At 62.1% G+C, this 24,393-nt stretch carries 23 protein-coding genes; 12 read left to right on the top strand and 11 right to left on the bottom strand.

What is annotated here, in order from left to right; translation table 11 throughout:
• Window positions 1-125: 125 nt before the first annotated feature.
• Window positions 126-2,297, top strand: a complete 2,172-nt coding sequence (locus NZ453_RS04660) for a cyanophycin synthetase (protein ID WP_263769229.1) — start codon at window positions 126-128, stop codon at window positions 2,295-2,297.
• Window positions 2,298-2,370: 73 nt separating this feature from the next.
• The gene (gene cphA / locus NZ453_RS04655; protein WP_263769228.1) at window positions 2,371-4,953 is read left to right on the top strand and encodes a cyanophycin synthetase; all 2,583 of its coding nucleotides are present in this window, start codon (window positions 2,371-2,373) and stop codon (window positions 4,951-4,953) included.
• A 379-nt stretch (window positions 4,954-5,332) separates the two neighbouring features.
• Here the strand turns inward: cphA and ahbB are convergent, their stop codons facing one another.
• The gene (gene ahbB / locus NZ453_RS04650) at window positions 5,333-6,304 is read right to left on the bottom strand and encodes a siroheme decarboxylase subunit beta (RefSeq protein ID WP_263769227.1); all 972 of its coding nucleotides are present in this window, start codon (window positions 6,302-6,304) and stop codon (window positions 5,333-5,335) included.
• Between the two features lie 385 nt (window positions 6,305-6,689).
• Between ahbB and NZ453_RS04645 the strand changes: the two genes are divergently transcribed.
• The 7 genes from NZ453_RS04645 to NZ453_RS04615 all read left to right on the top strand — a co-directional run bounded on the left by NZ453_RS04645 (window position 6,690) and on the right by NZ453_RS04615 (window position 11,031).
• Entirely contained in the window at window positions 6,690-7,163 is a 474-nt protein-coding gene (locus NZ453_RS04645; RefSeq protein ID WP_263769226.1) for a hypothetical protein, read from the top strand.
• 13 nt (window positions 7,164-7,176) lie between these two features.
• Complete coding sequence (locus NZ453_RS04640) at window positions 7,177-7,797, top strand: SCO family protein (RefSeq protein WP_263769225.1); 621 nt, start codon at window positions 7,177-7,179, stop codon at window positions 7,795-7,797.
• A 57-nt stretch (window positions 7,798-7,854) separates the two neighbouring features.
• Window positions 7,855-8,334 (top strand): copper chaperone PCu(A)C, encoded by a 480-nt coding sequence (locus NZ453_RS04635; protein ID WP_263769224.1) that lies wholly within the window; start codon window positions 7,855-7,857, stop codon window positions 8,332-8,334.
• 66 nt (window positions 8,335-8,400) lie between these two features.
• Window positions 8,401-9,129, top strand: a complete 729-nt coding sequence (locus NZ453_RS04630; RefSeq protein WP_263769223.1) for a FadR/GntR family transcriptional regulator — start codon at window positions 8,401-8,403, stop codon at window positions 9,127-9,129.
• An 8-nt stretch (window positions 9,130-9,137) separates the two neighbouring features.
• Window positions 9,138-9,851, top strand: a complete 714-nt coding sequence (locus NZ453_RS04625; RefSeq protein ID WP_263769222.1) for a FadR/GntR family transcriptional regulator — start codon at window positions 9,138-9,140, stop codon at window positions 9,849-9,851.
• A 113-nt stretch (window positions 9,852-9,964) separates the two neighbouring features.
• The gene (locus tag NZ453_RS04620) at window positions 9,965-10,294 is read left to right on the top strand and encodes a YchJ family protein (RefSeq protein WP_338051141.1); all 330 of its coding nucleotides are present in this window, start codon (window positions 9,965-9,967) and stop codon (window positions 10,292-10,294) included.
• Window positions 10,291-11,031, top strand: a complete 741-nt coding sequence (locus tag NZ453_RS04615) for a pseudouridine synthase (protein WP_263769220.1) — start codon at window positions 10,291-10,293, stop codon at window positions 11,029-11,031. The genes NZ453_RS04620 and NZ453_RS04615 overlap by 4 nt, the downstream gene beginning before the upstream one ends.
• Window positions 11,032-11,068: 37 nt before the next feature.
• Here the strand turns inward: NZ453_RS04615 and NZ453_RS04610 are convergent, their stop codons facing one another.
• The 5 genes from NZ453_RS04610 to NZ453_RS04590 all read right to left on the bottom strand — a co-directional run bounded on the left by NZ453_RS04610 (window position 11,069) and on the right by NZ453_RS04590 (window position 16,875).
• The gene (locus tag NZ453_RS04610; RefSeq protein WP_263769219.1) at window positions 11,069-12,235 is read right to left on the bottom strand and encodes a metallophosphoesterase; all 1,167 of its coding nucleotides are present in this window, start codon (window positions 12,233-12,235) and stop codon (window positions 11,069-11,071) included.
• A gap of 231 nt (window positions 12,236-12,466) precedes the next feature.
• Window positions 12,467-13,342 (bottom strand): alpha/beta fold hydrolase, encoded by an 876-nt coding sequence (locus tag NZ453_RS04605; RefSeq protein WP_263769217.1) that lies wholly within the window; start codon window positions 13,340-13,342, stop codon window positions 12,467-12,469.
• Between the two features lie 54 nt (window positions 13,343-13,396).
• Window positions 13,397-14,815 (bottom strand): tRNA lysidine(34) synthetase TilS, encoded by a 1,419-nt coding sequence (gene tilS / locus NZ453_RS04600; RefSeq protein ID WP_263769216.1) that lies wholly within the window; start codon window positions 14,813-14,815, stop codon window positions 13,397-13,399.
• Complete coding sequence (locus tag NZ453_RS04595; protein WP_263769215.1) at window positions 14,784-15,752, bottom strand: acetyl-CoA carboxylase carboxyltransferase subunit alpha; 969 nt, start codon at window positions 15,750-15,752, stop codon at window positions 14,784-14,786. The genes tilS and NZ453_RS04595 overlap by 32 nt, the downstream gene beginning before the upstream one ends.
• A gap of 130 nt (window positions 15,753-15,882) precedes the next feature.
• On the bottom strand, window positions 15,883-16,875 hold the full coding sequence (locus NZ453_RS04590; RefSeq protein ID WP_263769214.1) for a DMT family transporter: 993 nt from the start codon (window positions 16,873-16,875) through the stop codon (window positions 15,883-15,885).
• Window positions 16,876-16,952: 77 nt separating this feature from the next.
• Here NZ453_RS04590 and NZ453_RS04585 point away from each other — a divergent pair, with 77 nt between their 5' ends.
• Window positions 16,953-17,855, top strand: a complete 903-nt coding sequence (locus tag NZ453_RS04585) for a LysR substrate-binding domain-containing protein (RefSeq protein ID WP_263769211.1) — start codon at window positions 16,953-16,955, stop codon at window positions 17,853-17,855.
• 30 nt (window positions 17,856-17,885) lie between these two features.
• Here NZ453_RS04585 and NZ453_RS04580 read toward each other — a convergent pair whose 3' ends face one another.
• Both NZ453_RS04580 and NZ453_RS04575 read right to left on the bottom strand, forming a co-directional pair.
• Window positions 17,886-18,503: a DNA-3-methyladenine glycosylase family protein gene (locus NZ453_RS04580; RefSeq protein WP_263769210.1), complete on the bottom strand. Its 618-nt coding sequence runs from the start codon at window positions 18,501-18,503 to the stop codon at window positions 17,886-17,888.
• A 119-nt stretch (window positions 18,504-18,622) separates the two neighbouring features.
• On the bottom strand, window positions 18,623-19,855 hold the full coding sequence (locus NZ453_RS04575; RefSeq protein ID WP_263769208.1) for an aminotransferase-like domain-containing protein: 1,233 nt from the start codon (window positions 19,853-19,855) through the stop codon (window positions 18,623-18,625).
• Between the two features lie 289 nt (window positions 19,856-20,144).
• On the opposite strand from NZ453_RS04575, the gene NZ453_RS04570 reads away from it, so the two are divergent.
• Window positions 20,145-21,362: an EAL and HDOD domain-containing protein gene (locus NZ453_RS04570; RefSeq protein ID WP_263769207.1), complete on the top strand. Its 1,218-nt coding sequence runs from the start codon at window positions 20,145-20,147 to the stop codon at window positions 21,360-21,362.
• A gap of 20 nt (window positions 21,363-21,382) precedes the next feature.
• Here the strand turns inward: NZ453_RS04570 and NZ453_RS04565 are convergent, their stop codons facing one another.
• From NZ453_RS04565 to NZ453_RS04555, 3 genes are read right to left on the bottom strand one after another with little or no spacing between them, the layout of a single operon-like run.
• Window positions 21,383-21,793: a GIY-YIG nuclease family protein gene (locus NZ453_RS04565; RefSeq protein WP_263769206.1), complete on the bottom strand. Its 411-nt coding sequence runs from the start codon at window positions 21,791-21,793 to the stop codon at window positions 21,383-21,385.
• Complete coding sequence (locus NZ453_RS04560; RefSeq protein ID WP_263769205.1) at window positions 21,735-22,391, bottom strand: MBL fold metallo-hydrolase; 657 nt, start codon at window positions 22,389-22,391, stop codon at window positions 21,735-21,737. The genes NZ453_RS04565 and NZ453_RS04560 overlap by 59 nt, the downstream gene beginning before the upstream one ends.
• A complete protein-coding gene (locus NZ453_RS04555) occupies window positions 22,384-22,926 on the bottom strand; it encodes a DUF2242 domain-containing protein (protein ID WP_263769204.1) in 543 nt (180 codons plus the stop codon). Before NZ453_RS04555 ends, NZ453_RS04560 begins: the two co-directional genes overlap by 8 nt.
• Before the next feature lie 285 nt (window positions 22,927-23,211).
• Between NZ453_RS04555 and NZ453_RS04550 the strand changes: the two genes are divergently transcribed.
• Window positions 23,212-24,357: a glycerate kinase gene (locus NZ453_RS04550; protein WP_263769203.1), complete on the top strand. Its 1,146-nt coding sequence runs from the start codon at window positions 23,212-23,214 to the stop codon at window positions 24,355-24,357.
• Window positions 24,358-24,393: the final 36 nt, after the last annotated feature.

The raw sequence follows: 24,393 nt of genomic DNA, 5'->3' as shown, positions 1-24,393 counted from the left end.
CGAATGTTCCCCCGTCATCGGCTGTCCAAAGGTCAAGCGTCAGCCGAATCCGCCGACCCGCGTTATTGGGTCAATAGACAACCCCTGATCAGCCCTTTCCGGCGCCCTTCGCCACCCCATCGACGATGAAAACGAAAGACATCAAGTTTCTCGAAGTCCGCTACCTGCGCGGACCGAATATTTGGACGTACCGGCCAGTCATCGAGGCCGTGGTCGACATCGGCGCGCTGGAAGACTGCCCGTCGAATGTCCTGCCCGGTTTTGTCGACCGGCTGAAAGCCTTTCTGCCCACCCTGATCGAGCACCGTTGCAGCTACGGTGAGCGCGGCGGTTTCCTGCGTCGCTTGGAAGAAGGCACGTGGCCGGCGCATATCATGGAACACGTTTCGCTCGAACTGCAGAACCTCGCCGGCATGCCGGGCGGCTTCGGCAAGGCGCGGCAGACGCATCTGACCGGTGTGTACAAGGTCGTCATCCGCGCCTGGCACGAGGAAGTCACGCGCGCCTGCCTGGAAGCGGGTCGCGAACTCGTCATGGCGGCCATCGAGGACCGCCCCTTCGACGTTCCTGCGACGGTGGAGCGTTTGCGCGATATGGCCGAGCGCAAGCTGCTGGGTCCCAGCACCGGCTGCATTGTCGAGGCGGCGACCAGCAAGGAACGGCGTATCCCCGCCATCCGCCTCCTCGCTGACGGGAACCTCGTCCAGCTCGGCTACGGCGTCCGCAGCCGGCGCATCTGGACCGCAGAAACCGACCGCACGAGCGCGATCGCCGAGACGATCTCCCGCGACAAAGATCTGACGAAAAACCTGCTCCAATCTTGCGGCGTGCCGATTCCCGAGGGCCGCATTGTCGACAGCGCCGAAGATGCGTGGGCGGCTGCCGAGGATATCGGCCTGCCGGTCGTCGTCAAACCGACCGACGGCAATCACGGACGTGGCGTGTTCACCAATCTGATGACGCGCGAGGAAGTCGAAAGCGCCTACGCCGCTGCCCTGGAAGAAGGCAGCGGCGTCATCGTTGAACGTTTCATTCGCGGCTCGGAGCATCGCCTGCTCATCGTCGGCGGCCGCATGATCGCGGCCGCGCGCGGAGAAACCGCGGCCGTAGTCGGCGACGGCAAATCGACCATCAACGAACTCATCGACCTGCAAATCAACTCCGACCCGCGGCGAGGTGCGGCCGAGGAGTTTCCGCTCGACGTGGTCGTCCTCAGCGAGAACCCCGTTGCCCTGCATGAAGTCACGCGCCAGGGTTTCACGCCGGATTCGATCCCCCCGGCCGGACGCGAAGTGCTCATCATCCGCACCGGAAATCACACCTGCGACATCACCGACTCCGTGCACCCGAGCGTGGCCGAAACCGCTTCGCTGGCGGCGCGCATCGTCGGCCTCGATATCGCCGGTGTCGATCTGGTGTGTGAAGACATCTCCCGCCCGCTCGAAGAACAGCGCGGCGCCATCGTCGAAGTCAACGCAGGTCCAGGCTTGCTCATGCACATCAAGCCGGCGACGGGCGAAGCACGCCCGGTGGGGCGCGCCATCATCGATCACCTGTTCCCCAACGGCGACAACGGCCGGGTTCCCGTCATCGGTATTACCGGGAGCTGCGGCAAGACGACGGTCGCTCGCCTCGTCGCTCGCCTGCTTACGCTGTCCGGAAAGCACACGGGGCTTGCTTGCAGCGACGGCTTGTACCTGGATCGCCGCCGCTCGGAGTCCGGAGACCGCGCAACATGGGAAGCCGCTCATCGCATTCTGATGAACCGCGCGATCGAGGCCGCGGTTTTTGAAAACGGCACGGATGAGATTCTCGGCAAGGGCCTCGCATACGATCGCTGCCAGATCGGCATCGTTACGAACGTTGACGTCGCCCGCCATACCGGCCGCTTCTACGTCGAAACCCCGGAAAACGTATTCACGGTCTTGCGGACACAGGTGGATCTCGTGCTGCCTGGCGGTGCCGCAGTGCTCAACGCCCGCGAGCCCATGCTCGTCGAAATGGCATCGTTGTGCGATGGCGAGGTAATCTACTTCGCCGCCGACCCGGACTTGCCGGCCATCGCGGCGCACCGCGAACAGGGCAAGCGGGCCGTGATCGTGCGTTACGGACACGTCATGCTCGCCAGCGGCCAAGGGGAACAATCGTTGGCGCGGCTTGCCGACATTCCGCTGACCGGCGGCGGAAACGACAAGGCCCAGATCGAGAACGTGCTGGCGGCCGTAGCCGCCGCCTGGGCGCTGGACGTTTCGCTCGACGTCATGCGCACCGGAATCGAAACCTTCTTCGCCGACTGAAATCCGCGCCGGCATGAGCCAGAACACGGATGACCGACATCCGGAGTAACCGAAAGACACAAGGAAATCGGATATGGACGTATCACGCATTCGGGCGCTGCGCGGCCCAAACCTGTGGAGCCGCCACACCGCCATCGAAGCCATCGTTTCATGCGCGGAAGACGAACGCGACATCAGCAATATCCCGGGATTCGAAGCACGCCTGCGCGAACGCTTCCCAGAGATCGCCCTACTGCAGCCCGTCGCGAGCGGCGATGTCGTTTCAATGGCGCACGCGCTCGAATTTGCGACACTGGGCCTTGAAGCTCAGGCGGGATGCCCGGTAACGTTCAGTCGCACCGCGCAGACGACCGAGCCTGGCGTCTATCAGGTGGTCGTCGAGTACAGCGAAGAGGCCGTCGGCCGGCTGGCGTTCGAGCTTGCCCGCGAGCTGTGCCAGGCCGCCGTCGACGACGCGCCTTTCGACGTGGCATCGGCCCTGACCCGCTTGCGCGAGCTCGACGAAGATGTCCGCCTCGGCCCGAGCACCGGATCGATCGTCTATGCGGCGGTAGCCCGCGGCATTCCTTACCGCCGCCTCACCGAAGGCAGCATGGTGCAGTTCGGGTGGGGCAGCAAACAGCGGCGCATTCAGGCGGCGGAAACCGATCGCACAAGCGCCGTTGCCGAATCGATTGCGCAAGATAAAGAACTGACGAAGACGCTGCTGCAATCGGCCGGCGTCCCTGTTCCCGTCGGCCGCCCGGTCTCAAGCGCCGAAGACGCCTGGGCGGCCGCCGGCGAAATCGGCGGCGCGATTGTCGTCAAGCCACAGGATGGCAACCAGGGCAAAGGGGTCACCGTAAACCTCACGACGCGCGAGCAAATCGAAAGGGCTTATGCGGCCGCCTTCAAGATCAGCGACGAGGTGCTCGTCGAGCGCTACCTCCAGGGCCACGATCACCGCATCCTCGTTGTCGGCGATAAAGTCATCGCGGCGGCGCGCCGCGAACCGCCGATGGTCATCGGCGACGGCGTCCACACGGTTCGCGAACTCGTCGAACAGGTCAACAAGGACCCGCGACGGGGTACAGGCCACGCCACCTCGCTGACGAAAATCCGTTTCGACGACATCGCCCTCGCCCGCCTCGCCGAGGACGGACTGACGGCGGACTCGATACCCGCCAAGGGACAGCGCGTCATCCTGCGCAACAATGCCAATCTCTCGACCGGCGGTACCGCCACTGACGTGACCGACGACGTTCATCCGGACTTTGCTGCTCGCGCCGTAGCCGCGGCACAGATGGTCGGTCTCGATATCGCCGGGGTCGATATCGTCTGCAACAACGTCTTGCGCCCACTCGAAGAGCAAGGCGGCGGAATCGTCGAACTGAATGCCGCCCCCGGGCTGCGCATGCACCTGCAGCCATCGTTCGGCAAGGGGCGACCGGTCGGCGAAGCGATCATCGCCAACATGTTCGAAGAGGGCGACGACGCCCGCATTCCACTCGTTGCCGTGGCAGGTACCAACGGAAAAACAACGACCGTGCGCCTGATCGCCAGCATTCTCGCCAACACCGGACTGCGCGTCGGGATGACAAGCACCGACGGCGTCTACATCGCTGGTCGGCGCATCGACACCGGCGACTGCAGCGGCCCGAAAAGCGCGCGCAACGTTCTCTTTCACCCGGACGTCGATGCGGCGGTGCTTGAAACGGCGCGCGGCGGCGTACTTCGCGAAGGCTTGGGCTTCGATCGCTGCGACGTCGCCGTGGTGACCAACATCGGCGCCGGCGACCATCTCGGGCTTTCCTACATCAGCACGGTCGAGGACCTCTCGGTCGTTAAGCGCGTCATCGTGCAGAACGTGAAACCAGATGTCGGCGTCGCGGTACTCAACGCCGCCGACCCGATGGTTGCGCGCATGGCCGACTCCTGTCCCGGCAAGGTAACGTTCTTCGCCCGGGACCGTAGCCATCCCGTCATGGCGATGCACCGCGCTCAGGGCAAGCGCATCATCTACCTCGATGGCAACGATATCGTCGCCGCCGAAGGCTCATTCTCCGAACGCCTGCCGCTTTCCCACATTCCGGTGACCGCCAACGGAACCATCGGCTTCCAGATCGAGAATGCCATGGCGGCTATTGGCGCCGGCTGGGCGCTTGGCTTCGAATGGGCGGCAATCCGCGCCGGGCTCGCCGGCTTCGTCAATGACGCGCAATCGGCCCCTGGGCGCTTCAACCTGTTCCAGTACCGCGGAGCCACGCTGATCGCCGACTATGGGCACAACCCGGACGCCATCCGCGCGCTCGTGCAGGCGATTGACGCTATGCCCACGCAAGCTGGCGCCCGGCGTTCAGTTGTCATCAGCGGTGCTGGCGATCGGCGCGATGAGGACATCCGCCAACAGACTGAAATCCTCGGTGACGCATTCGACAGCATCGTGCTCTATCAGGATCAATGCCAGCGCGGGCGCGCCGACGGCGAGGTGCTTGCCTTATTGCGCGAGGGGCTGGCAAACGCAAAACGAGCCAAGGACGTGCAAGAAATCCGTGGCGAGTTTGTGGCGATCGACACAGCGATGGCGGCGCTACAACCCAACGATATTTGCCTGATTCTCATCGACCAGGTGGAGGAAGCCCTCGCGCACATTGCCAAGCGGGTCGCTGAATCCTGAAGGAAGAGCCGCCGGATCCGAGTCCGCGCGACCATCGTCTTTCGGCCGTCGGGTCAATTGCCGCGGGGACGGCGGGCGAGCTTGACGCCCCGGGATCAATCAAGCCGAATAGCCGGCTTTTTCCCTCGCTTCGGCTCGAACTCGCTGCAAACCGAGGTTTGCGTAGGTTGCCGGATATCCAAGTGCGCCAAGCAAACGATCTGGGCCATTCCCCGGACGTCGACACTGTGCTGGCAGACCGCGCAGTGTTCGAGATCGTCAATCAATTCCAGAGAATCATTGCCTGCGGACATCGGTCTGCATCCGGTCCTAACGCGATACGTTACTGTAGGGCGCGACGCGATGACCGGCAAGGAAAAAGTTCACAACTGACCATCGATCACCGTGCGGATTTTCGCCGCTCGCGCGAGAACAGAACGTCGCTCGGATAGCGCGAAAGCGCCAGGCGATCGCGGAGGCCGGCAATCTTGTCCATGACCTCATCCCGCGAGCTTCCGTGAACCATGCAGAAAAGGTTGTAAGGCCAGCCGGGTAAAGCGCGTTGACGTTGCGCACAAAGGGATACGCCGGGTTCGGCGGCCAACCTTTCACCGATGACCTCCGCCTCCTGATCCGGCACGTCATGCACAAGGAGCGCGTCCACGCCGACGGCTGGCTCGGGCTGGCGCACGACCACCCCGAAACGCTTAATCAACCCCTCATCGCTCCAACTGCGTACCCGTTCGATGACCTCGCTCTCGTCACAGCCGACCCGGCTGGCAAGCACCGAGAACGGCCGGATGAAGAGCGGGATACCCTCCTGCAAAGCCACGACCAGCCGGCGATCCAATTCGTCCAGAGGCCGGGGCGGCGAGAAGGTTTCGGCCCGCACGTGCGGGGTCCCCGTATTCGCCGCCGTAGCGGGCGGTTCGGTCACGGATTCGGGTTCAACCTGGTATTCCTGAACCAAAGGCAGCGCAACGAGCGGATAACCGGCGGCACGGGCAATTGCCCCAAGCGCGGCTTGTAGCCTGCCGTCCGACCCGGCGGTCACCACGAACCAGAGGTTGTAGCGATGCTCGCGTTCGTAGTTGTGCGTGACTTCAGGGAAACGATTGACTGCGTCCTTGACGATGCCCGCTTTCTCTTCCGGCACGGCCATCGCCACCAAGGTTGAGGCGCCGATCCGCTTTGGCGCAAAAACGGCGCCTACTCGCGAAATCTTGCCGTCTCGGCGCAATTGCTCAAGCATCGCGAGAACCGCTTTCTCCGCCACACCGAGCTTCGCCGCCAACTCGGCAAAAGGAGCCGGGCAAAGCGGAAAATCGCGTTGAAAATCGTTCAGCAGATGAGAGTCGAGTGCGTTTTCCATGAATAGCTGGATTTCGTTTCCTCGGTGCAACGTCGCAACATCGAAGCGGAAGCCGCCAAACCCAATCCTCATCCGCCAGCCGACGTCAGTTTCGCGTGAAAGCGGCGAGTATCGTAGACGAACAACCCGTTCGCGTCACGTCTGCCGCAAGTTCCATGCCTATCGGATAAGAACAACCGCCGTTAGCCGGGGCGAAGCACCTGTTCGTGCGGCCTCTCGCCCGCCTTCCGCTATATACCTCGGAGTCGTTGACTTAAGGGGTACACGCTTCTAGATTCGGACATGGAGACCATCCGAAACAACGCCCATAACCGAATTTGTATAGAAAATCGGCGATACGCCAGCCCGTAATTACCTGAAATTCCACCGACGCTGACTAACCTGCATGCGCAAACCGATATTCCTTGTCTGCATCGTTGCCGTTTTAGCGCTCGCCGTCATCACTGTTATCGCCTACAAGTACTGGAAGGCCGCCCATCCGACACCTGATCTAGAGCTTCCGGTGGCGGCCTGCGATCTGAACAATAGTACTTGCACGGTGCCTCTGCCGGAAGCGGGCGAAATCGTCGTCGACATCACCCCGCGCCCAATCCCGGCTGTCAAACCCTTGGCTGTATCAGTAAAGCTATCCGACACCCAAGCGGAGAAATTGGAAGTCGATTTTCAGGGTGTCGACATGGACATGGGCTATAACCGAACTCCGCTGACGGCAAACGGCTCGCGATTCACGGGCCAAGCGATGCTCCCGGTATGCGTGACGGGAAGGATGAAATGGGCAGCAACGTTCATCATTACCCGAAACGGGAAGCGCCTCGCCGTGCCTTTCCACTTCGATGTTGCAGCGCACGGCGGTTCCTGACAAGGGCTCATCAATGAAGCAGCGTATCCTGATTGCGAGCGCGCTGATCCTGGGGGTCCTACTCGTCTGGCTTGCCTTTTTCTGGCAACCGCCGGCAACGGATACCGCTAACCGCGCATCGAACGACACGCCGGGGTCTCATGCCCCCTCCCTGCCTCCCGGTGGAGATTTTTCCTTGCAAGGACCCCAAGGACCGTTATCGCTCGCCGATTATCGCGGCCGCATCGTGCTGGTCTATTTTGGCTACACGTTCTGTCCCGATGTCTGCCCAACGGCCTTGTCGGCCATGGGACAAGCGTTTTCGATGCTGACTCCGGAAGAGCAGGCCGGTGTCGCCGGCGTATTCGTCTCTGTCGATCCTGAGCGCGACACGACCGACGTGTTGAAAGCCTATGCGCCCTTCTTTCACCCTCAAATCGTCGGTGTCACGGGGTCGGTGGACGATATCGCGCGGGTAGCCCGGCAATACGGCGTTCGGTACATGAAACAGAAGGCGGACGACGGCAAGCCGTATTCCGTCGACCACACGTCGTTCACCTACGTCATCGATGCCAGCGGGAAGCTGATTGCACAGTTGCCGCACGGCTCGCCACCCCAAGCGATCATTGATATGATCCGTACGTTGCGGAAGTGAGCAAACCGGTCAGGCAGCATGGCCAAGTCCTCCGTGACGTTTCCTAGGAGGAATACGATGCGCCGAGTACTGATTGGTCTGAGCCTGCTGCTGTGCGCGACATTGCCGCCCACGACCTATGCCGATGACGGCATCGCGGTCCAGGATCCCTATGTTCGTCTCGTGCCGCCCGGCGCGCCGACCACCGGCGCGTTCATGGTCATTTCCAACAGTAGCGCCGCTGATCGCAAGCTCATCCGTGCCGCAAGCCCTGCCGCCAAGACCGTCGAGTTGCATACCCATCTCAATGAAAACGGCGTCATGAAAATGCGCCCCGTCCCGGACATCGAGATCAAGGCGGGTGGCCGCACCGAACTCAAGCCAGGCAGCTACCATGTCATGCTGATTGACATGACGAAGCCGCTTCAGGAAGGCGACGAAGTGCCGATCGATCTCACGTTTGATGACGGCTCGACCCAGCACATTGCCGCTCCTGTCCGCCGCATACAGTCAGCACCTGCGATGCCTGCCGCGGCGCACGGAGGAATGAAGCACTGAGTTTCCTGGTGCTTGACGGATCGTTCCCTAACGAATCGAAGACCAGAACAATAAGTTGCACCCATCATGCCGATCGAAACCATTGAAAGCAGACGCCTGTATCGGCAGATCGCCGACCAGATCAGCCGGCTGATCGAGGCTGGCGAGTACAAGCCCGGCGAGCGCCTTCCCCCGGAACGCCTGCTCGCGGCACAGTTCAGCGTCAGCCGACCGAGCGTACGTGAAGCACTGATCGCCTTGGAAGTCGAGGGATGGGTCGACATCCGTGGCGGCACAGGCGTTTTTGTCGCGGAACGTAGCGATCCGCATCCGGAGGACAAAGCGCCTTCGTCGTTTTCGTCGCGACTCGGTAACCTTCCGCCCCCAGGCCCGCTCGAGGTCCTGTATGCGCGCGACCTGATCGAACAGGAGGTCGCATCGTTGGCCGCCAAGCACGCGACACCCGAATCGATATCGGTAATGGCACGTGCGTTAGGCGACATGGTCTGCTGCTCCGCCGGCGATCCGAAACACCTTGAACTCGACCACCAGTTCCATTTCAGTCTCGCCGAAGCCACCGGCAACACGGCGCTTGTCCATACTGTAGAGATTCTCTGGGTGATGCGGGCGGACCCTCTGTACATTCGTCTGCAGGACCACTTTCATAACGAAGCCGTCTGGCAGCGCGCCATCATCGAGCACCGCGAGATTCTCGAAGCGGTCAAACGCGGTGACGCCAAGGCGGCTCGCGCCGCGATGCACCGGCATCTGAACAACGCTCGCCGCCGCTACATATCCAACTGGCAAGAGTCCTGAGGAAGACCGTGCCCATCCAATCGATCGAAACCCGTCGCCTGTACCGCCAGATCGCGGACCAGATTGCCCGCGTCATCGACTCGGGAGAATACCGCCCGGGTGAACGGCTGCCCGCCGAACGCGCGCTCGCCGACCAACTCAGTGTCAGCCGGCCAACGGTACGGGAAGCGCTGATCGCGCTTGAAGTCGAGGGGCGTGTGGAAATCCGCGGCGGTGCCGGGGTGTTCGTCCTTGAACGGGCAAGCGAGCATACCTCCTCCGGAATCAATGGCACGAGCGTCACGCCCATGCCAGGGCCATTCGAGATCCTTGCTGCCCGCGATTTGATCGAACCCGATGTCGCTGCACTCGCCGCGAAGAATGCGACGCCGGCGAAGATCACCGCGATTGCCGACGCCCTGTCTGACATGGTCGTCTGCTCGGCAGGAGACAATCGGCGGCTGCAATATGACCGCCAATTCCACTTCGCCATCGCCGAGGCGTCAGGCAACAGTGCCCTAGCTCTTGTCATGCAGGCGCTCTGGACGACGCGCGAGCAACCGCTCTACCTGTGCCTGGAAGACCACTTCCATAATGAGCATGTATGGCAGCGTGCGATCCTCGAGCACCGGGAGATTCTCGAAGCAATCAAGGCCGGCGACACGAAGGCCGCGCGCGCCGCAATGCATAGACACTTGAAGAATGTGCGCACCCGCTTCGTTTCCAACTGGCAGGAACCTTGAGTCGCCGCTCTAAAAGTGCGCCGAACGACGGCCTCTTGCCGTCTCCCGACGATCCTTGTCCTTGCGGGCGCACGAAGTATGCCGCGTGTTGCGGGCGTTATCACGCCGGAGCCTTGGCACCCGACGCCGAAGCCTTGATGCGGTCGCGCTACAGCGGCTACGTGCTGCAATTGGAACCGTATCTACTCTCCACGTGGCATCCGAACACCCGCCCAACGTCGCTCGGCCTTTCTGCTGACGGTACGCGCTGGCTTGGGCTTGAAATAAAGCGAACGGAGTCCGCGACCCCCGATACCGCCATTGTCGAGTTCGTGGCCCGCTACAAGGTTGGCGGCCGAGCACATCGTATGCATGAGACCAGCCGTTTCGTGCGCGAGGGGGGCTGTTGGTGCTACGTTGAGGGCGACATGCACGCCGCACCGCGAACGGCGGAGCAAGAGTGAAAGACGAACTGATCGTCATCTACCGAGACGAATACCTGATCGCGGTCAACAAGCCCTCCGGCCTGCTAGTCCATCGCAGCTCCATCGACCGCCGGGAAACGCGCTTCGCTGTACAGATGCTGCGCGACCAGATCGGACGCCGGGTGTACCCTGCCCATCGTCTCGACCGGGGAACGTCCGGCGTGCTTCTCTTCGCCTTGACCCCGGAGGTCAATGCCCAACTGGGAGGGCAGCTCACCGCGCAGAAGGTCGAGAAGCGCTACTTAGCCATCGTGCGTGGATACCCGGACGAAGCAGGCCGTATCAACCATGCGCTTACCCGCGTCGTCGACGAGTACGATGCCCCCATCGGCGGGCCTGGCGCCGCGCAACCGGCGGCCACGGGCTTTCGCCGCCTGGCCACCGTCGAGTTGCCGTATCGCGTCGACGCATATTCCACGAGCCGCTATGCGCTGGTCGAACTCCTGCCCGAAACAGGCCGCCGACATCAATTGCGCCGACACATGAAGTTCATTTCCCACCCGATCATTGGCGATGCCACTTACGGCAAGGGGCGGCACAATCGATTGTTCCAGGATCTGTTCGGTTGCCGCCGGCTCCTTCTCGCCTGCACCTCCATTCGCCTATCCCACCCGGTAACGGGCCGGCCGCTCGAACTGCGCGCCGCGCTGACACCCGATTTCTCCTTGGTTGCCGATCAACTGGGCTGGAAAAGTGTGATGCCGCCGGGCGACTGACTCAGCGCTGCGGTTTTGTGGCAACACGCCCCGCGAATCAGGCATCAACAGCAAGCAGGCGCAACCGAGTGATTTCGGCGGGGGCGCCCAGACGTTTCGGCGGTCCCCAGTAGCCGGTTCCCCGGCTGATATAGATCCACATGTTGCGCAGCCGATGCAGGCCGGCAACATAGGGTTGCTGGAAGCGGACGAAGAAGTTCCAGGGCAGGAACTGTCCCCCATGGGTATGGCCGGATAACTGCAGATCGAACCCAGCACGTTCGGCCGCGTCCGCCGAGCGCGGCTGATGCGCCAACAAAATGCGGAGTACGGCATCCTCCGGCGCCCCATGCAATGCGACGGCCGGATCGCTGCGCTTGCGCTCGTCGAATTGATGTGCGCTGAAATCCGTCACGCCGGCAACGACCAGCGGCGCACCGCGATGTTCGAGCACAACATGCTCATTTTCCAACACCCGTAGGCCGAGCCGCCGCAATTCGGTCACCCATGCCGCCGCACCGGAGTAGTACTCGTGATTGCCCGTCACGAAATATGTTCCGTGCTTGGCCTTCAACGCCGACAACGGCTCGACATGCGCCGCCAGATCCCGGACGCTGCCGTCCACGAGGTCACCGGTAATCGCGATCAGGTCGCTCTCGATTCCATTCACCTTTTCGACGATCCGCTCGATGAAGCGGCGCCCGATCGTCGGGCCGACGTGAATATCGGAGAGCTGCGTAATCGTCAGCCCATGCAACGATGCATGCAGACGTGGCACACGAATATCGACATGAACAACGCCCGGCGTACGGCGCGCGTTGTAGAGGCCGATCGAAGTGAGCAGCAACGCTAATACTGGGACGGTGCGGGCGGAGTACAGCACAAAGGCGGATAGCGTCGGCTCATCGACGAACACCAGCGCCGGAACGAGCGCTACATCACGTAAGAGGGTTAGGACGAATAGCGAAGAGAAAAGCCCGATGGCGATCAAACCCGGCCAGACGAGCAACCCCACCAGCTTTCCGTATTGTTTTCCGAGCCGGCTCGGCAACGCCCGTGCCAGCAGCCCGACAGGAATCAGCAGCGCGGAGAGGACAAGGAAAAAGATCCCCGCCGCCGTGGCGGCAAGGCCGACTCGGGCGTCGGGCAAGATGCGCAATCCGATGTAGGCGTGCAAAACGGCGATCAGCGAAGTGGCAAAGAGAATGAAACGTCGAGGAGGCATTGGGGTAAGAACTCTATTGAGAGAATCAGGCAGGATACGGATAAGTCGGCGCGGCCCACGGGCAAGGATTTCGGCGTGCCGTCACTCCACATAGACCGCTGTACAACAGTGACCGTTCATCTGCCGACTGGCGACGATAGATGGACTACATGCCCTAACGGCGAGGACGAGACGCGCAGCACCGCGTTTGGCGGTCGCGTTCCTTTCCCTGGGCGTGAGTGGTGGCTGCGCTCAATCCCTGGCAAGGAATGCCTCGATGGCTTCCGCGACACGCTCCGGCTGATCGTGCTGGACGTTATGGCCGGAATCGGGAATGTTCACGATCTCCAAGCACTTGAACGCGCCAGTACGCCGCGCGAACTCTTCGGGCTCGTTGCCGAATCGGCGATTGACGAAGCCGTGGGTCGCGACGAGGAGTAAGACCGGCGCTTCGATGCGGCTCCAACTCGCCATCGCATCCTCGATCCGGTAGACGTTCGGCGACGGAACTCGATGCCACGGGTCGCACGCCATTTCGACCACGTTGCCCATCCGTACCCGGCTGACATTCCACGAAAGAAACGCCGCACGGCTCTCGGTAAGCCGCGGATTGAGATCCATCAGGCGAGCGGCAAGCGCCTCGCTGCTATTGAAGACGCTCAGCCGCGGTTGTTCCTGGACGTTATGGAGCCACTTGCTGATCAATGCCGGGGAATCGTCATCCACCGGCGGTTTGAGTCCGAGGAAATCGAGCATCACGAGTTGCGCGACCCTCTGCGGGCGCACGCCGGCATAAACTGCAGAGATGTTCGCACCCATGCTGTGGCCGACGATCCGGGCCGGCCGTCCGGGCGAGTAGTGGTCGAGCAAACAATCGAGGTCGGCGTAGTAATCCGCGTGCCAGTAGGGACGCGAGAGCCATTCGGACTCGCCGTACCCGCGCCAGTCGGGAGCGATGACGTGCCACGGTTGGCTCAACGCATCCACCAGAAACTGAAAGGTCGGCGAACAATCCATCCAGCCGTGCAGGAAAAACACCACCGGCGCATCGGCCGGTCCCCAGTGACGGACGTTGTATCGGACGCCACGCACGTCGACCTTCTCGGTTCTCGATCTGCTGTATGCCATACGTTGCCTCGTTCCGGGCGTTCTGCCCTCATCCATCCTTATCGCGCACTTGCGTCACTCGTGCTGTTCGATGCCCCTACCCGTAGCCGACAACTGGCCTGCCCTCTCCCAGACAGGCAAGACACCCGGTTCGCCTGGCCCACAGGCAAACGCGGCGTCGACACCGAGATCGCCGACCCAGGCGAGGCGATCGCCGCACCATAAGTACGGCAAAAGCGGGCGCTCCCAAGGAGGAACGCCGCTTTCCTGAAGAAGGTTGCGCAGGCTCCGGCGCGGCCGTGCAAGCTGCGGCTGCAGATGTTCCCCGCCTTGACGCGGGCGCAACCACACGGCATCTGCCGCGATCGCGCTTTCGCTGATCCCAGCGCCTTCCGTACGTTCCAGGCGGACGCACCCTCCCCCCCAGGGCAATGTGGCTTCTCCCTGCCAACGCACCGCTTCTACGCTCTTCTCGACGCGCGGCACGACGTAGAGTTCCTCGCGATAAACACGCAACGCACCTTCGGGCGTTGCGACGCATGTGGAGGCGCCGAGGCGGGTCCGGGTCAGTTGCCGCAACGCTTCGTCCAGCCAGGCGGTATCGGGAGCCCGCAACCCCGCCGCCACCCAGACGTAACGTAGGAGATTTCGCGCACGCGCAGCGGGCAATTCGTTGAAGGCAGCAAGCCCGAGCCGGCCACTCGGCGCGATAACGGCCGTACGGTCGATTTGTGCCAGGTCGTCGAGCAGCGTCGACGCTTCGGCAAAGTGTCCGGCCGCCCGCGCCAGCGACCGGCCTGCTCCGGGAAAGTGGCGCTCAAGCGCGGGCAGGATTTCACCACGCAGATAGTTGCGCCGGAAACGATGGTCGTCATTGCTCTCGTCATCGATCCACCGCAATCCGTGGTCCGCGGCGTACGCGGCGATCCTGTCACGCGGAACGCCGAGAAGCGGCCGCACCAGTGTCGGCCCGCGTTGCTGCGTGCGCTCGCTCAGCATCCCCGCCGCACCGGCGACGCCCGCTCCGCGCAGCAGATTGAGGAGAACCGTCTCCGCCTGGTCGTCGCGATGGTGCCCGAGCGCCAGCCATTCGGCATCGGCCTTGGCAAACTCTCCATGGCGGAGGCGCCTCGCGGCCCCCTCAAGGCCTTCGCGACTCGCCCGCGGCACTTCGACGTGCACGACGCACAGCGGCACGCCAAGATTGCCGCACAGTTCCGCGCAAAAACGCGCCCACTCGTCTGCGTTTGGGCTGATTCCATGGTGAACGTGCAGCGCGGAAAGCGCCGAGCATCGGTCGTCGCGCGCGACGATGTGCGCCATCGCATGCAACAGGACGACCGAATCCCGGCCGCCGGATAGCGCCACGCATATCCGTTGGCCACGAACAAGCCGCGGAGAGATGAACGCGGCGACGGATTCGATCAGGGACGGCGAGCCTTCCGGCTGCGCGCGCGAAGATTCAAGGCAGTGGTTGTTCTTTGACGCGGCCATAGGCCATCAGACGTTTGAAGCGTGCTTCAAGAAGCTCGCTCGTGGACAACCCCGAAACGTTCTTCAACGCATCCTGCAGAGCTTTCTTGAGATTCTGAGCCATCGCGGCAGGATCGCGATGTGCGCCGCCAATCGGCTCGTTCACGACTTTGTCGATCAAGCCGAGCGATTTCAGCCGGGTCGCCGTGATGCCCATGATCTCGGCCGCCTCACTGGCCTTTTCGGCGCTCTTCCACAGAATGGACGCGCAGCCTTCGGGCGAGATCACCGAGTAGGTCGAGTACTGCAACATCTGCACCACGTCGCCGATGCCGATCGCCAGCGCCCCCCCGGACCCTCCCTCGCCGATCACGGTGACGATGATCGGCGTCTTCAGCTCGGCCATCTCATACAGGTTGCGTCCGATCGCTTCGGACTGCCCACGTTCCTCGGCGTCGATTCCCGGATAGGCACCGGGCGTATCGATGAACGTCATGACCGGGATGCCAAACTTCTCGGCAAGGTGCATCAGACGCAACGCCTTGCGATACCCTTCCGGGCGCGGCATGCCGAAGTTACGGTAAATCTTCTCCTTGGTGTCGCTGCCCTTCTGGTGCCCGATCACCATCACGGACTGGCCGTTGAAGCGCGCCAGCCCGCCGACGACCGCATGATCGTCTGCGAAAGCGCGATCGCCATGCAACTCTTCGAAATCGGTGAAGATGAGCCGTACGTAGTCGAGGGTGTAGGGGCGTTGTGGATGACGCGCGACTTGCGCGATCTGCCACGGCGACAGCTTGGCGTAGACCTCTTTGGTCAGGGTCTGGCCTTTTTTCTCCAGGCGGGCGATTTCTTCCGAAATATCGACCGCCGAATCGTCCTGAGCGAAGCGCAGCGTTTCGATCTTGCTTTCCAGATCGGCAATCGGCTGCTCAAAGTCGAGGAAGCTTGTTTTCATCAGGCGTGGGCCGGTAATGGATCGACGGCCATTTTACTCCAAAGCCGGAAACCGGCCGCCGAGGGCCGATTACGGACGGGATGGCCCGTTCAGCCTTTACTTGAATCAGGTACCGGTTACCCCTTCGTCATTACTCCTTGGTCACCAGCCAGATGCCCGAACAGACGAGGATCAGCGCCAGCACGTTCTTCCATTCGAAGACGCTTTCGCCGAGGAACAGGGCAGACAACAGAGCACCGAAGATCGGCACCAGAAAGTTGAAGATGCTGACCATCGTCACGCGGTTGTATTTGAGCAGAACGCCCCACAGCGCCTGGGCAGCCGACGAATTGAAGATCATGTAGGTCATCAGCAGGGCCGAGTTCACCGTGAGCGCGGCCAAGCCGCCGCCCAGCGCATAGCCGGCCACGAGCAGGACTGCCCCGCCGATGGCGAGCTGATAGCCGGTCATCAGCGCCGCGTCCATGCGCCGCGAAATGTTTTTGCCATAGACCATCCCGACCGCCATCAGGAACGCGGCAAGAATGACGCTGCCCTCGCCGATCCAGGTAAACGAAAAGTCGAGCAGATCCTTGCCGAAATTGACAACGAGCACGCCGGCAAAGCCTACGATGCACCCGGCGCTCTTGCGCCACGACAAACGGTCGTTCCGGTACAGAAAGTGCGCCAGAAGCACACCGAAGAACGTCACCGACCCGTTCAACACGGAACCCTTTACGCCCGTGGTATAGGCGAGTCCGAGATAGAAGAAGGTGTACATCACCGAGGTCTGCAGGACGCCGAGCAAAGCCACCTCACCCAAGGTCCGCCGGTCGATACGAATGCTGACCTTGCCCGACGCAGCCGTGTACGCGACCAACGCCAGGCCGGCCAGCGTGAAGCGCCACCCGGCGAAGACGAATTTGCTGGCGATGTCGCCGGGAACGATGTCGAACAGCGCATAACCTGCCTTGATCGCCGGGAACGAACTGCCCCAAAGGACACAGCACAACGTCGCGAGGACGAACAAGGCCTTGCGGTTGGAGAAAAAAGGATGCGAATCCAGGATAGTTGCTCCGAAAACCGGTGTTCGCGACTTTGGCCAGAAAAGGCGTCGCCGAACACGCTTTTTTTGAAGCGCCATTGTCGCCGCAGTCTATAATCCGCATCAATCCTATCGTCACCACAGAATTAATACGTTTTTCTTATTGAAAGTGCGTCATGAGCTTAAGGCAGTTCCGCTATTTCGTTACCACGGCCGAGGAATTGCATTTCGCCCGCGCGGCCGAGCGGCTCGGCATTGCCCAACCGGCACTGAGCCAGCAAATAAGAGCGCTTGAGGAGCGCTTAGGAGCGCGGCTGTTTCATCGCGCCAACCGCCGCGTCGAACTGACGGAAGCGGGAAACGCCTTCCTACGCGAAGCGCGCGCGACGATCGATCTCGCCGCCAAGGCAGAACGGATCGCGCGCGATACGGCACGCGGCGAAGCCGGCCGTATCGACATCGGCATCGTCGGTTCAGTGGTGTTCGACCCGGACTTCCCGCACCTGCTCAACGAGTACCGCAATGAGCACCCGGGGATTCAGCTGTCCTTGCATGAAATGCGCATCCTGACCCAGATCGAAGCGGTGCACAACCGCCAACTCGACATGGCGATCATCCGTACGCCGCTGCCTTCCGACATGCCGGACAACCTCGACTGCTTCACGCTCTCCACCCAGAAGTCGGTGGCAGTTCTGCCTTCCACTCACCCGCTCGCCCACGAGACGTCGATCCACTTGCGCGACCTGGCCGAGGAGACCTTCGTGGCTTTCGAGGACCCACCGGGCGCCGGGATGGGCGAGATACTGCTGCGCGAGTGCCGCGGCGCCGGCTTTGAGCCGCTGATCGCGCAACGCGTATGCGAAATCGGTACGCTGATCAGCCTCGTCGGTGCCGGCTTTGGCGTAAGTCTTGTCGCCGAGACGATCAGTCATCTGCAATTGCCCGGCGTCTGCTATCTCCCCCTCGAGGATACCGAAGCGCGTTCGCAACTGGCCGTGATCCATCGGCGCTTTGAACGTTCGGCCGCCGTTGCCGCTTTGCTGGAGCGCATACGCGCCTCTTCGAAAGTGCCTAATTAGCGCTTACGGTCGGTGGGCGAACCCGTCCAGTCAATAATCAACCGGGAGTGGATCGAGGCTGCGCCAGAGGTACCACGTGGCCACCGAGCGCCATGGCCGCCAGCGCTCGCCATGCTCCAGCAAGGCTGTCCGCGCCGGCCGTTGCCCATCGAAATAATGCAGGGCGACGGCCTTCTGCAGACCGATGTCGTCCACCGGAAAAACGTCCGGGCGAAGCTGATTGAAAATAAGGAACATTTCGGCCGTCCACACTCCGATACCGCGGACAGCCGTCAGTTCGGCGATGATTTCTGCATCGCTCATCGAGGCCCAGTGATCGACGTGAATCTGCCCCTCGGCGAAATGCCGCGCGAGGTCGCCGATATACTCGACCTTGCGGGCCGACAACCCGCAGGCGCGCAAAACTTCAGTTTGGCAGGCGAGCACGTTAGCCGGCGTCACGGCGGGCAAAGCGGCGACAAAGCGCGCCCAAACGCTATCAGCAGCCTTCACGGAAATCTGCTGTCCGACGATCGAGCGCGCGAGCGTGCCAAACGGGTCGCCGCGCGAAATGAGCCCTCGACCGGGGTAACGCGCAACGATCTCGGCCATCACGCGATCGGATCGCGAGATTTCGGAAGCGGCTTGTTGCCAGTAGCTTGGGAGCATGAAGCCATTGTACCGGCGACCGGCGAAAAAACCGGAATGCCCGGGATAGCGCCAGGGTTATCCTCGGGGCATAGGCCGACGGCAGATCTCACCTGCCGTAGCAAGCACGGAAAAACCGCTCAGAGCGCCGCGCGAATTACCGCAGCGAGGCGCTCAATTCCTTCCTCGATGCGCGGCGGCGGCACGGTGACGAATGCCAGTCGGAAAGTCTCCTTGACAGGCGAACCGGCAAAGAACGGCGCGCCCGGGACGAAAGCGACATTGCGCTCGATCGCCCTCTCCAGGATGGCCGTCGCATCGATGCCCTTCGGCAGCTCGACCCACAGGAACATGCCGCCGCGCGGCGCATTCCAACGCACGCCCTGCGGCATATGACGCTGCAACGCACCAAGCATCGCCGCGCATTGTTCGCGATAGAGCGAACGAATCGTGGGGATGTGCGTATCAAGGAATCCGTCTTTGACTACCTCATGGACCGCCATTTGCGACAGCGTCGCCGTGTGCAAGTCGGTCGCCTGCTTCGCTTGCACCAGTTTTCCGCGCAGCATGGCCGGAGCGACCACATAGCCGAGACGCAAACCGGGTGCCAACACTTTCGAGAAGGAGCCCATATAGACGGTTCGTTCGGGCGCCAATGAGCGGATCGACGGCGGCGTCTCGCCGTCGTACGAAAGCGCGCCGTAGGGATCGTCTTCGAGAATCAGCAGATTGAGTTCGCGCGCCCGCCGCGCCAATTCGTAGCGGCGCGCCTCGGAAAGCAGACGCCCTGTGGGATTCTGGAAATTGGGCAGGCAGTAAAGGAACTTCGCGCCCCGCATCGACTCCGTCAGGCCCTGCGGCAATAGCCCATCGTCATCCGAGGCGACCGACACGTATCTTGGGGAAAAGAGCGAAAACGACTGCAAGGCGCCAAGGTAGGTCGGCGTTTCGACAAGTACGGTGTCGCCTGGGTCGATCAGCACTTTAGCCAGCAGATCGAGTCCCTGCTGCGACCCCGAAACCATTAGCACCTGATCAGGAGACACAGGCGCTGTCGACGTACTCAGGCGGCGGGCGATCCACTCGCGCAGTGGGGCAAAGCCCTCCGTTGTGCTGTACTGCAGCGCCTCGCGACCCCGAGAAGAAAGAACCCGATCGATCGCCGTATTCATCGCCGCAATGGGGAAGGTTTCCGGCGCGGGCAGGCCGCCCGCGAACGAAATCACTTCCGGGCGCTCGGTTACCTTGAGAATTTCGCGGATCGCCGAGCTTTCAATAGCGCGCGCACGCGCCGAAAAGAGATGGAGAAAATCGGGATGATCGAATTGAGCGGTCCCGCCCTCTGCCGCTCCTCCTTTTGATGCTGAATTCATGCGCGCGCCCACTCCGTCGTCAGGATGGCCAGAACCCCCTCCAGCCAAAGTCACAAGTCTACGCCAAATGACGCAGTGGGAAAACGCGGCCGTCTCGAAGCGCTATCGAGTCGCAGACTGCTCCATCGGGTTCCGCGACCATGGCCGTTTCTCAGAAATTGCCGGGTATTCGGACCGCGGCGTCCGTTCGTTTCGCGTACTGCCCTGCGGAGAACTGCGATAGAATCGACGCTTCTCGCGCCTTGCGAGAACAAACACGAAGCAAAAAAACGTCGCCCAAGGCCGATCCATGCCGTCGACATATTTCTTCTTCCGTCCGATTCTGGCGGCTGACCGTAGCTGGGCGGCTGCCGACTGGCAGCCTGGAACTTTCAGCCCAGCCCCGGACGCTGACTTTGCCGCCTGCTATTCCGATTCGGACGCAGCGTCGCTGGCAGGCCTCTTGGCGCTCGTGCGCCCCGCCCAAGCGAGCGGGCGCGAGGAACAACTGCAGACAAACGAGTTCGCCGCCCGGCACGTCGTTTTCATTGCTCCGTCGTCCGTGCTTCAAGACACCAATGCGGTCGAGCGCTACAAGGCGTTGCGCGCGCGCGGATGTCCGGTGGGCATCGAGCTGGACGACGTTTCCATATTGCGGCGGATCCCGATCGATGCCTTCTCGCACGTGCGCTTTGACGCGGCTTTCGTGCGTCAGGAATTCTCCACGGCCGATCTCTCCTACTTCCGCGATGCCGGATTTTTCAAGATCGCCGCGAACGTCGATTCGTACGAAATGTTCGGATGGCTCGCCGGACGCGGCGTGGAATGGAGCGCAAGCCATTTCCTGACAGGTCACAATCCCAATTTGGGCAAGGAACCGGACCTTACCCGCCTGAAGCTCCTCAAGCTTCTGAATCTCGTGCGCAACGACGGCGATACGCGCGAGATCGAAGCGGTATTTCGCGAGGAACCGAAGCTCTCGTACCATCTGCTGCGGCTCGTCAATTCGGTCGCCGTCGGGGCTCGCACGAAAATCAGCAGTTTCTCGCAAGCCATTGCCATCCTCGGCAGACGCCAACTGCAACGGTGGCTACAACTACTGGTCTACGCGAACAACCTGGCCGACGGCCATGCGCCGAACCCGCTGATGCAGCTCGCGGCGGCGCGCGGCCGCCAAATGGAACTCATCTGCGGAGCGATCGACCCCAAACCCGGCGTTCCAGACCTCGCGGACAATGCCTTCATCACCGGACTGTTCTCGCTGCTCGACGTTCTCATCAACCTGCCGATGAGCGAAATCGTCAAGGAGTTGCCGGTCCACGAGGCCGTCATCGAGGCGCTCAGTTCACCGAACACTGGCGGGGCGTTAGGCCGGCTTGTTTCCGCTGTCGCCGCCGGTGAAGCGGGTCAATTCGCCATGGCGGAACGGGCGCTGGCAGAGTTGGGCATCACTCCCGAACTGCATTCTCGAGCGCAAGTAGCTGCACTGCACTGGGCGAGCCGGATCAACATCGAGAACTCGGATTAGGGCCTGCTGCGCGGGTGCAATCAACGCACTCGCTTGAGGTGGCTGCCGCACCGATGGCGGCAATCGCTGGCCCCGAAGCCCGCAACAACGACCTCGCCCTTCGTGCGTTCGTTTACCGTACATTCGGCTTCTACGAAACGCCGTACCTCACAAATGCGCACGCCAGGTGCCGCAAGCAGAAAATCGATGTGCCAGCGGAGGCGCTTTTCCGTTGCAAGATGGCGTTTCACCCGCGCCTCGAGATTCCGCATAGCGCTTCCGGTATAGACGTATTGCCCGGCAGGAAACTCGAAAGTCCCAAAACACCCCACGCGGACCGTCACCGGGACCGCGACCTCGATCAACAGCTGGTAGGTACGCGGCGAGACCGGATCAGTCGCCGCAGAACGGGTTTGTGCGCCGCTCGGTTCCGAAGGTCGAGGTCGGGCCATGGCCAGGAACGAAAGTCACGTCATCACCGAGCGGCCACAGGCGCTCACGGATCGACGAAATCAGCGCATCGAAATCCCCTTGCGGGAAATCCGTACGGCCGACCGAGCCCTTGAAAAGGACATCACCAACGAACGCCAGCTTACCGCCGGCGTCGTGAAAAACGATGTGACCCGGCGTGTGGCCCGGGCAATGCAATACGGACATTTCTCGGTTGCCGACTGTAACGTGGTCGCCGTGCTCCAGCCAGCGATCAGGCACGAAGGCCTGCACTGGGGGGAAACCGAACATCCGGCTCTGTTGAGGCAAGCCATCGATCCAGAACTGATCGGCACGATGCGGCCCCTCGATCGGCACAGAAAGACGCTGCGCCAGTTCGGCGGCGCCACCCGCATGGTCGATGTGCCCGTGCGTAAGCAGAACCTTTTCAATGGTGAGCGAGAGCTTGGCCGCGGCGTTCACGATGCGCGAAACATCACCGCCAGGATCAATCACGGCGGCGCGCTGAGTCTCGGAGCACCAGACAAGCGAACAATTCTGTTCGAATGGAGTAACGGGGACGATTTGATATTTAAGAGACATCTTTGCCGTTTCAGCCATCAAGCGTCTTTATCAGCTCGAACAGGCGTTGATAGAACTCAGGAGCCGTGACCGTCGCTTCGCCGACCTTGACCAGCGTGCTCTTGTCTATGGACCATGGCAGCGACAGGGATCCGAGGCCGGATACGCTGACGCCGGCGCTGCTCCCCGGGGCCTTCAGCTCAAAATGGGTTTCCAGCGCATTGGCGTAGACCACGGCTCCCAGGCTGCTCGGGAGACACACCAACGTGATCGTTAGTTTCGTCGCCAGTTCGGTGGCCGGCTGGAAATACTTCTCGCCGCGCACGTTAAGCGGGGCGGACGCGTCCACTTGATACCCCTGGCTGAGCAGAGCGCGCTTGCCGATTTCGCAGGCTCCTTCCGGCTCGCGACTGCTGTAGTACTGAAACGGAGTCTCAGCGTTGAAGGTCTCGTCCTGGTATACCCGTGGTCGCGTCGTATTGCAGCCGGCCAACACCGTCAACACAGCGGCAAAGGCCACCTTACCCAACGGCAAACGGAAAAACCGGGCCCGGTTGTTCATGGTCTTCGTCATCGAGCCAAAAAATCCTCTCTTGCCACCCATCCCGCTATGATAAACCGGGGTGACTGGATTTGGTCTGTCCCATACTTCCGCCCCCCTGCGCGAGCGACGTCAAGGCTGTCCGGTACGCTCCTTGCAACAGCCGAACCGCATTTCACAATTGGGCGAAATGCCGAGAATCGGCGCATCTTTTCCGCAATTGTTGGGTATTGGCACGATGACCGTCCGAGGCGCGCTGCCTAGGATACGCAGATCGGGCCGCCCACCTAACAACACCTATTCAGCGGAGGAGTCGCTTTGGGTAGAGTCGTTATTGCACCGGATTCCTACAAGGGCAGTGTATCGGCACTCGGTGTTGCCGAGGCCATGGCGCGTGGCGTGCGACAGGTATTTCCGCAAGCCGACATTCGCAAGATACCGATTGCCGATGGCGGCGAGGGGACGGTAGAAGCACTGGTCTGCGCCACGAGCGGTCGGGTGCGCGAAGCGGAAGTCGTCGATCCCCTGGGCCGCAAGATACGCGTTCAGTGGGGGGTGCTCGGCGACGGCCGCACTGCCGTGATCGAGATGGCGGCCGCTTCCGGATTGCCGCTTTTGCATCAGGACGAGCGGGATCCGCGCAAGGCGACCACGTTCGGTACGGGTCAATTGATCCGGCGTTGTCTGGACGCCGGCCTGCGCAATATCATCATCGGCATCGGCGGCAGCGCGACCAACGACGGCGGTGCAGGAATGGCGCGGGCGCTCGGTGTGCGCTTCCTGGCCGACGACGGAAGCGAACTCCCCGAAGGCGGGGCGGAGCTGGCCCGGTTGAAACGGATCGATCTGACGGACATCGATCCCCGCGTTGCCGAAGCGACGATCACCGTTGCTTGCGATGTCGACAACCCACTCTGCGGGCCACGCGGCGCCTCGGCTGTATTCGGCCCGCAAAAAGGCGCGACGCCTGAGATTGTCGCCGAGCTCGACGCTGCCCTCGCGCACTTCGCCGAGCGCGCGCAGATCGCTACCGGGCGCGATGTTGCCACGTTGCCTGGGGCGGGCGCTGCCGGTGGCCTCGGTGCCGGGTTGATGTTCTTTACGCCGGCCAAGCTCAGGCCGGGTGTGGAAATCGTCCTTGACGCCGTCGGCTTCGCCGAAATCGTTCGCGAGGCGGATTTTGTAATTACGGGCGAAGGCCGTACGGATTTCCAGACGGCGTACGGCAAGGCGCCGGTTGGCGTAGCGAAAGTCGCCAAGCAATTCGGCGTACCTGTTTTCTGCTTGTCTGGAGGCCTGGGTCATGGAGCCGAGGATGTGCTTGCCTGCGGCATCGACGCGGTGATGAGCATTTGCGACCGTCCCATGGCGCTCGAGGAATGCATCGCTGGCGCTCCAGCCTTGATCGAATCCGGTTCGACACGCCTGTGCCGGATCATAAAAGCGGCTCGCATGGGCCGGTAAGAAAGCCGAAAGGCTCAATTCAACAGGGATATCACA

Origin of the sequence: Propionivibrio soli (genome assembly GCF_025770765.1) — a bacterium.
Taxonomy (GTDB): Bacteria; Pseudomonadota; Gammaproteobacteria; order Burkholderiales; family Rhodocyclaceae; genus Propionivibrio; species Propionivibrio soli.
Note: the sequence above shows the minus strand (reverse complement) of the source record. Positions and strands in the feature narration are given on the sequence as shown.